The organism is Spirulina subsalsa CS-330, assembly GCF_028330765.1.
Taxonomy (GTDB): domain Bacteria; phylum Cyanobacteriota; class Cyanobacteriia; order Cyanobacteriales; family Spirulinaceae; genus Spirulina; species Spirulina subsalsa_A.
Genome location: NZ_JAQMTY010000206.1, coordinates 1 through 8,067, shown reverse-complemented (window position 1 = coordinate 8,067; position 8,067 = coordinate 1). Strand labels below are relative to the sequence as shown.

5 protein-coding genes are annotated in these 8,067 nt (G+C 51.0%); 1 reads left to right on the top strand and 4 read right to left on the bottom strand.

The features are described from left to right. Window positions 1-213 precede the first annotated feature (213 nt). From PN477_RS14340 to PN477_RS14330, 3 genes are all read right to left on the bottom strand, one after another. Window positions 214-2,667, bottom strand: a complete 2,454-nt coding sequence (locus PN477_RS14340; protein ID WP_272120169.1) for a CHASE2 domain-containing protein — start codon at window positions 2,665-2,667, stop codon at window positions 214-216. A 13-nt stretch (window positions 2,668-2,680) separates the two neighbouring features. Beyond that, window positions 2,681-4,099 carry a DUF1822 family protein gene (locus PN477_RS14335; protein ID WP_272120171.1) on the bottom strand — a complete coding sequence of 473 codons (1,419 nt, stop codon included), beginning with the start codon at window positions 4,097-4,099 and terminating at the stop codon, window positions 2,681-2,683. Between the two features lie 68 nt (window positions 4,100-4,167). Continuing rightward, window positions 4,168-5,436, bottom strand: coding sequence for a hypothetical protein (locus PN477_RS14330; protein WP_272120172.1), 1,269 nt, complete (start codon window positions 5,434-5,436; stop codon window positions 4,168-4,170). Between the two features lie 437 nt (window positions 5,437-5,873). Between PN477_RS14330 and PN477_RS14325 the strand changes: the two genes are divergently transcribed. Then, window positions 5,874-7,694: an LIC_10190 family membrane protein gene (locus tag PN477_RS14325; protein WP_272120173.1), complete on the top strand. Its 1,821-nt coding sequence runs from the start codon at window positions 5,874-5,876 to the stop codon at window positions 7,692-7,694. Window positions 7,695-7,857: 163 nt separating this feature from the next. Here the strand turns inward: PN477_RS14325 and PN477_RS14320 are convergent. Beyond that, window positions 7,858-8,067 (bottom strand): IS1 family transposase (locus PN477_RS14320; RefSeq protein WP_272120174.1); only part of this gene is annotated, 210 nt, incomplete at its 5' end.

Genomic DNA, 8,067 nt, shown 5'->3' with positions numbered 1-8,067 from the left:
TCGGTGGCTAGTGCCGTTCTTGGAGATATCGTGAGACCCACAGGTCGGACAGGTCATCTCAATAGCCATGAGCTTGTCTCCCTAGTTATCGTAGTTGTGTAGCCTGATTTTCCTCCGTCCCGTGCATTAATGCACTACCACCACCCAATCAGAAAAGCAACACAACAGGGCTGCCAGTGGTTTGATTTTGACATGGTTTTGAGCGATTTTGAACTATAAGAGATTGATTTGGTGAGTGTGGGGGCGAGATTTTTTTGAATGGATATTCATTATCGGGGCACACCGCAACCATAGTTTAACTCCTGTATAACTCATCCAAATCACCCCAAATGGTGGCACAATGGGCAGCCACCAAGACTGACTGAAGAGGAGCAGAGCTGTTCCCCCTAGACTAATTGTGAGACCAATTGTGCCCCACCAATATCGGAATGATCGTACTGTTCGTAAAGCTAAAACCACACTCAGCATTGCCCAACACAGTACCCAAAAAGATTCCCCCTTAGCATCTAGCCAACGAATTTGAGGCTTGCCATCCAGCGTGATACCGAGTAAGTAGCTTACAGCTTGAGCATTGAGAAATGTGCCAAAGATGGGTTTTCCAAATGGCGTGAGAAATTCTTTACTATTGTAGTCATAGGCCGTGTTGCCAATAATCACAATAGGATCATGAAGAACTTCCGTGAGCCATTTAGGAATACCATCCTGTAGAAGTTCTTGTAAAGAAATAGTGTGAAATACATTCTCAAAGTCGCCATTATGTTGTTGATAGCGCAAGAGAAGTTGATCTCCTTCATTCGGTAGGTTGACATAACCTCCTGCGTCACGTTCTACAGTTTTGAGAGTAACAGTGTTCAAGATCCAGTATCCATCTTCATCTGTTTCAAGTTCAATATTATGAATTTGTTGAAGATGATGTAGTGTTAATGCTGTGCTGAAGGAATAAAATGTACGACAATACTGTTCATTCTCAGGTGGGAAAGCAGCAACATAGATGCGCCGGACGATTGAATTGTTATGATCAGCAATCACATTACTAAATCCAGATTGCTCGATCGGCAAACCACCTTTGGCAGTAGTAATATTCGGTTCACTGCTATGGTCTGGGTTATATTTACAAATTAGGTGAAATCGAGAATCTTGGGCAAGCTGACGGGTTGCTTTTAATTGAAAGTCATAAGGTCTGTAAATATGTAAACCCAACGTACTGGGTGTGATCAGTTCGAGTCTTTCTATAGCTTGCACCAAGGCTTCATCCGCTAGTGAACCTAAACGATCCATGCCTTGATCGTCCTGGTACTGGATGTCACTCTCATCAATGGTGACAACGAGAATTCTAGGATCGCGATCGACAATGTTGGGCGCAGTGAGGCGTGTCATCCAGTCGTATAAAGCTAGCTCCAAGGGGGTCAGGTGTCCTGTGCTGGCTAACAGCATAGCTCCCAGGGTTGAGAATAGTCCGATTATTAGGATGGCGATCCCCTGATGAACGAGTGGAGGGGAAGGAGTAGACAACAGTGGTGTATTCAAATGGTCATGATTAGGGCTTGGCAAGGTTTCTGGCTCTTTTTGTCGCAGGTCTTGCCAGGTTAGATCGGGGGAATCGGTTTGTTGGCACAATACGGGTAAACCGCTGGCGAAGGGAAAGTCTTGTTCTAGGTGCTGGAGACGTTCTTGGGCTTCACGGACGGCGAGGGAGATGGGTTTGGGGTGTTCTGGATCGGCGAAGGATGTGAGAAAGGCTTCTAGGAAAAATTGGGCGGCTGCGTCCGGGATTGGTTCTCGCATGACGATGGTGGCGGGGAGATTGAGGTCGGCGAGGTCGGCGGCGAGTTTGAGGCCATCACAGGAGTTAAAGATGGCGAGTTTTAAGCCTTTCTGAATGGCTTTGGTGAGGGCGTTCCGGAGTTCACTGATGGTGACGCTATCGGTTTTATTGAGATAAAGTTCGCCCACTCCTCTGGGGTTTGTGCTGGAACTGTGTCCGGCAAAAAAGAGGATGTCGGCTTCGGCTTGCCAGAGTTTTTCACCCAATTCAGCGCAGGTGATGCCGATGAGGGGGTCGAGGATTTGCGCGTCATGGGGGAGTTTGTCTTTGAGGAGTTCAAGGTCGGCTTGGATGTCGATGCCGGTGCTGTCGCCGAGGATCGGGAGAACGCGGACGAAGGGTTTGAGGTTTTGGGGGGGGATGTGGTGCGATCGCTGCGGGAGACATAGGGCAATGCCTCCATATTGATAGCGATTCAATAAATGACAAAAATGCCAGGGGAGCCATTGCAGGGTTGCATTGTTGGTTCGGATCAAGAAGCGTACCGGCTGGGCAGGATTCAGATGGTGCAATAGGTCTTCGCGGATTGGTTTAAATTCTGGGGACTCTAGCCACGCATCAAGGTGTTGGGTGAGATCGTTACAGGTGTCTCGAATCGACAGATGGGTCGGTTCATTGAGAAATTTCAAGCTGCGAAAACTCGCGGCAGGGCCGCAACATTGCTGTTGATAACGCTCTCGTAGTTGTTCATAGGCGGATTGTAAGGCGGGGTGGGGGGGGAGGGTGGCATCGGTTTCGAGGTGCTCGCTGGCTGTGTGGATTTCGGCGTTGATGCTGAATCCTTGCTGATCGAGAGTGCCGGTGCTGAATCGGAAGATGACCTGTTGTGTGGAATCAAGCATGAGGGTTTGCTCCCTAGACCGTAAACAGTTCGCTGATGTGCTGATTGTTGAGGATGATTTGGACTCCAAATTGGTCGTTGGTTTGCGCTGTGAAGGCAATTTGCAGGCGTTGGGTGTGTTGGCGCGATCGCTCCTCTCGAAACACAGTCCCCGCCGGATCGGTAATGACGAGTTGCAAATTCACAGGCAAACTCTCGCCATCGCGGACGGAGCGCACCTGCACTTGAATATTGGTCTCCTCGGCTTCTGGCAATAAGGTTAGCACTAACAGAATCGGGGTTTCATCCAAACGCAGCCCCAGATCAAGAATTTTGCCGCGCCGCACACCGGCATTAGGATGAGTGGGTTCAATTTTGCCCAGGCTAACGGCAGCCTGACGGCGTAACTCGATGTCGGCGGCGGTGTGCTGGAGGGTGGCCAGGGTCGCGATCGCCTCCCGATCCCCTTGGCCGATTTGCCCTAAGAGATAGATCGCCGAAAGTTGAGTTTCCTTATCGGGCGAGGTGCGGAGCACATCCAATACGCCCGGAACCGCGTCCGGAAATCGAGTGCTGGTATTGCGGCGATAGTCTCCCCCGAAACGATAGGCTAAGGTCGGTTGGGTACTGTGCCAATCGGCAGCGAGCACATCTAAGGTTTGCCAGCTTTGCGCAACGGCTTGCTTGACCTTCGCTTCAACCGCGCCGAACCATTGGCGCAGAGGAGTCCCGGCAATGGCGGGGTCAGATCCTTGCATCCGGGCCTGGTAGAGTTGCGATCGCCACTGAGGCTGCACAAACAAAGCCCCCCACTCGGCAAAGGGCAAACTGAGGCGAGGTTCAGACTGACCCCCACAGAGTTGGAGCCGATCAGCCTGCACCTCCGGCGACAACAGAGGAAGGGTGGCAAAAGGGGCGCGACGCTTCCCAAAAAGCGGTTGAGCGCAGAGCAGCAGCATCAGATCCGTCACCAAATCCTCCGGCTTCAGTTCATAGACACAGTCTGGCTCATTCAACTGACCCCGCTCGCGAATCGTTTGATGAGTGGCATAACCCGTCACGGTTAACCAACTCTCCCCAGGGTAGATATCCAATTCAACATTCAGATAATAATCCCCCGCAAAATCCGGTAGATCCACCCATTCCCGTGGAATCACAAACCGTTCTGCCTGCAATCGTTCGGTCGCCAGGAGCACGAACCGAATCTCCCCCCAATCGAAAGCAACCCCCGGAATCTCTTCCCAAACGGCCGCCCGTTGCTCTGGGGGCAAGCAGGGGCTGATCTCCTCTTGGCCATGGGACTGTAGCCATTGGCACAGGGTGACCAAAACCACATGATGACGATAGGCTCTCCACGCTGCTGCGGTGTGGGACTGTTGAGCGAGCATCGTCTCAGCATCGGCGATCGCCGTCGGCGGAATCTCCAAAACCAGCGGTTCAGGTTGAGAGGTCATAGGGTGTTGAAGTTGAAGCATTCTGATCTCCTTGATATCACATAGACAATTAGACGAGTACAAGGGCATCACCCATTCTCTTGCCGAATTTTTTGCGCCCAAAGCTCAAGAACAGCCTGCATTTTTTTGCACATCCCATTACTTAAATAGCTTGGATTCAATACCAGTTCAAATTCTTTTTGAAACCAGTGACTTAAAACAACCGTTATTTCTGTAATGATTTCTACTGTTATATTTGCAGTGTAATCGTTCGTTAGGCTCGGCTTAATTAGAGTTGAGTAGATCCAGTCCTGATAATAGGTTCTTAAGAGTGGCTCTAGTTTTTTATGCTGTGCTTTGGCGATTTTTTGAAAATCAGGGTGAGTTTCATCATTGGGTAGGCAATGATCAAGACCCTCCCGTATTTCTTGTGAAAACTCATGGAGGCATTCTAAAAAAAGTTGTGTTTTAAAGGATGTCAGGCGGCGACAAATTGTACTTTGGGTCACCCGTTGATGATTACCAGCCAGAATTTGATCCACACCGGACTGGCCGATATTGAATCCATACCCAATAGACATCACATCCCACAGCGTTAACTGACTAGGATGCAGGGTTTTTAACTGTTGAGCCTGATGCTGTTGTTCCAGTTTCGCTAGACTTTGAATAACACGCTGCCAAATACGATGCTGCTCAACTTTATACTGAGTCATTTCGGCTTGGATAGCCTGTTCTTTTAACGCCAACTCCTCGGCTTTATGGTGTAAAGCCCACGCCCGATCATCATCAGACGAAGATTGTGAATCTCCTAAAAACTGTACTGCACCCAATTGCGCTTCAAACTGTGTGCCAAACTTTTGCCGCAGCCAGTCTCGACCCACTCGATAACAGATTTTATTGATATAGCTTTTGGTCGTGTATTTGGGGTCAAAGTCCTTGAGGGAGACTTGTGCTTTTTCTAAATTTGTAAATGGGGTTGCGATCGCATCAAATAAATCCGTCCAGGCATAAGCCCCTTGGGGGCATTTCGTTTTAAACCACCACTGCTTCGCCAAATAATAAAAATCAACCTGATAAAAACAGCATAAATGCCGTAGGGCTTGGGACTTTTCCCCTAACGGCATTGTTTTGGAGATCACACGCTGAATAAAATAAATGAGCCAATCTACTCGGCCATAGTTCGGATACTGAGCACTCAACTTCACCATGTTTCGTTTCAGCCGCAGTTCCACACCCCATTGACTAACCGTGCGATTGTTTTGCTCCACAAAGAACAAACATTCTGAAAACTGAGTCACAAAATCCTCTTGACGCTTAGGAGGTGGCCAAGGAAGCTCACGATCATGGCTCACAGACATTTAAACTCCATATCAACTAGAACACTAAACTGAATCACGAGAGATTTTTTAGCCCCATTCCCCGACCCTGTTCCCTATCGTTTTGGGTTCCTCGTCTTCTACTCACCCATTCAGGTTAAGCAAAGCGGGTTTCTGCCCAAGCAATGAGGCTACCGCTTTATTATCTAGGTCACGTTCTCAAATTTTATGCGGAGGGTCACTTTAATACAGCTTGTTCACTCATTCCCCTCACCCCAAACCCCTCTCCCACCGGGCGAGGGGCTTTTGATCTGGATGTGATGATTTCTGAACAACCTGTATCCCATGGCAATTCGGGACAACGACAGACCCTCACCAGAACAATCTCCAGAACAATGCGATCGCGCCTCCAGCCCTAGGCCAAGCTGAGACGATATGCTTAAGGGCGGACTCTTTCGCTTACCCGGTTTGATTGTGTTATGGTTGCGCTTCTCCTGGCTTGGCTGATTTTAGGGTTTGGGGCGAGTAGCATTGGCGTGAGGGTGTTGAACGGTTTTACTATCCTGCGGATTCCCCGACGGGGCGATCGCTTCATCCTTGCCACCTGGATCGGGTTACTAATCCTCCCGTGGCTGCTGCTCACCCTCTCCCTGCTGATGCCCCTCACGCCTTGGGTGGGGGCGATCGTGCTGCTGGTGGGAGCGGCGATCGCCCTGTGTCATCCCCCCAGCCGTGCGGAACTGCGCCAGGCTCTGCACCGGATCATCGCCCTCCCCTGGCCCTGGCGGCTGGGTCTGCTCAGCCTCGGTGCGATCGTCGCCTTCTTCGCCTCCCAAACCATCATCTGGTTTGATACCGGCCTCTACCATTACCAAATCATCCGCTGGTTCTCCGACTATGGAACCGTCCCCGGCACTGCACTGATTCACAGCCGCTTTGGACTCAACTCCTCCTGGTATGCCCTTGCTGCCCCCTTTCATTTCGGCCCCTTCACCGAACGGATGGGTACAGTCACCGGCGGGTTTGTCTTCTGCTGGGGTCTCTGCCACATCGCCATTACTGTCCGTCGGATCATGAACCAAACCAGCCACTTCACCGACTGGTTTTTATGCCTCGCCTTTTGCTGCGTGATTCCAACCCTGTTTTGGTCAACCCTGCCCTTTGGCAATTCCCCCGATCAGCCGGTGCTCTTTCTCACCCTCATCCTGGCTTGGCTGATCTTGGTGATTGCCCGCCAACCTGCCCACCCAGCGGATCAATCGCCCCTGCTGCTACTGTTGATCATGGCGTTGGCGATCGCCCTCAAGCCCAGTGCGCTGCCCTTGGCATTTGTGGCGTTTCTGTTCTCCCTCGGTCAGGGGCGATCGCCCTGGAGCACCCGGATCATCCGAGGCATTGCCCTGCCCACGCTGTTGATTTTGCCCCTCTTCGCCTTCAACCTCACCACGTCGGGCTGCCTCCTGTATCCGTCCCCCGCCCTCTGTTTTGACCTGCCCTGGGGTGTGGGCAAAGCGATCGCCCTCTGGGAATATCAAGGCATTCAACAATGGCATTTTTGGATCGGCGATCGCGCCATCGATGCCCAGCCCTGGGATTGGGTGCTACCTTGGATGGATTTTGAAGGTCAATTCATGTTTTTAAGCATCTGTGCCGCGATCGCCCTGGGGCTGCTCCTCGCTCACCCGCGTCAGTATCCCATTCCCGGCAAATCCTACCTGATGCTGTTGGGGGTTTTGGGGTTGGTCTATGTCTATGCGTCTGCACCCAGTTGGCGATTTGGAGCCGCCTATGGCAGTCTCTTACCGGCGTTCTATCTGGCGCGTCACTGCGAACAACCGTCCCGCTGGTGGTCGCTCACCGTGATCGTCGTTGCCGGAACCGCTAACGCTTGGCTCGCGCCGCAGTCGTCCTCATTTTTAGCGATCGCCGTCGTCACGGGACTCTTCGCCCTGTGGTTATTTTTCCATGCCCAGCGGCGATCGCGGCTGATCTTTTTTGCGGCCTTGGTGGTGGTGTCCTTTGGGGTGATGGGGCAACACTATCGCGCCACCTATGCCCTGCTCAATCACGCGATTCAACTCAATTGGCTCCTTCCCCCCGCCTTGAGTGAGGACTATGATTTTAGGAATCTGGACATGCGCCACAGCAACGATGTGAGGTATTTCGTCCCGGCAGATGGTCAGAGTTTATGTTGGGATGCACCGCTCCCCTGTACCTATCAACTCACCCATCAAAATATCCGGCTACGGGTTCCAGACCAGGGCCTCGCTGGGGGATTCGTGCGGGCTGACCGGGATTGATGAGCGATCGCCCCCCAACATCTGGGCTAGACTGGGGGCGGTGTTTGTGCAGCGGAGTAGGGTGATGGTGCGATGGAGTGGGGTTATGTTGTCGGGTCTGAAAGAACGTTTATAAACTAACCCCCCTTTTTAGGTAGTGGTAAATATGTAGTGAATTAGTAAGTTAAGCAACATTAATACTTGCATTATAGTGATGAATAAAATACCATATTGCTCCTTCATGATTAAAGAATTTTTTAGAATATGATAATCCTTTCTTCACTAATCTTGAGCATCTTTGCCGTAGCGTATTATTGAATCTCTCGATATGGTTTGTCTCACCCTCCTCTTTGGCAGTGGATTGATGGATCTCTTTGGGAATTGCTTCACAATA

Excerpts from the sequence above, each read along its gene's own strand:
- PN477_RS14340 (WP_272120169.1), bottom strand. The coding sequence starts at position 2,667 with ATGCTTGATTCCACACAACAGGTCATCTTCCGATTCAGCACCGGCACT.
- PN477_RS14335 (WP_272120171.1), bottom strand. The coding sequence starts at position 4,099 with ATGACCTCTCAACCTGAACCGCTGGTTTTGGAGATTCCGCCGACGGCG.
- PN477_RS14330 (WP_272120172.1), bottom strand. The coding sequence starts at position 5,436 with ATGTCTGTGAGCCATGATCGTGAGCTTCCTTGGCCACCTCCTAAGCGT.
- PN477_RS14325 (WP_272120173.1), top strand. The coding sequence starts at position 5,874 with ATGGTTGCGCTTCTCCTGGCTTGGCTGATTTTAGGGTTTGGGGCGAGT.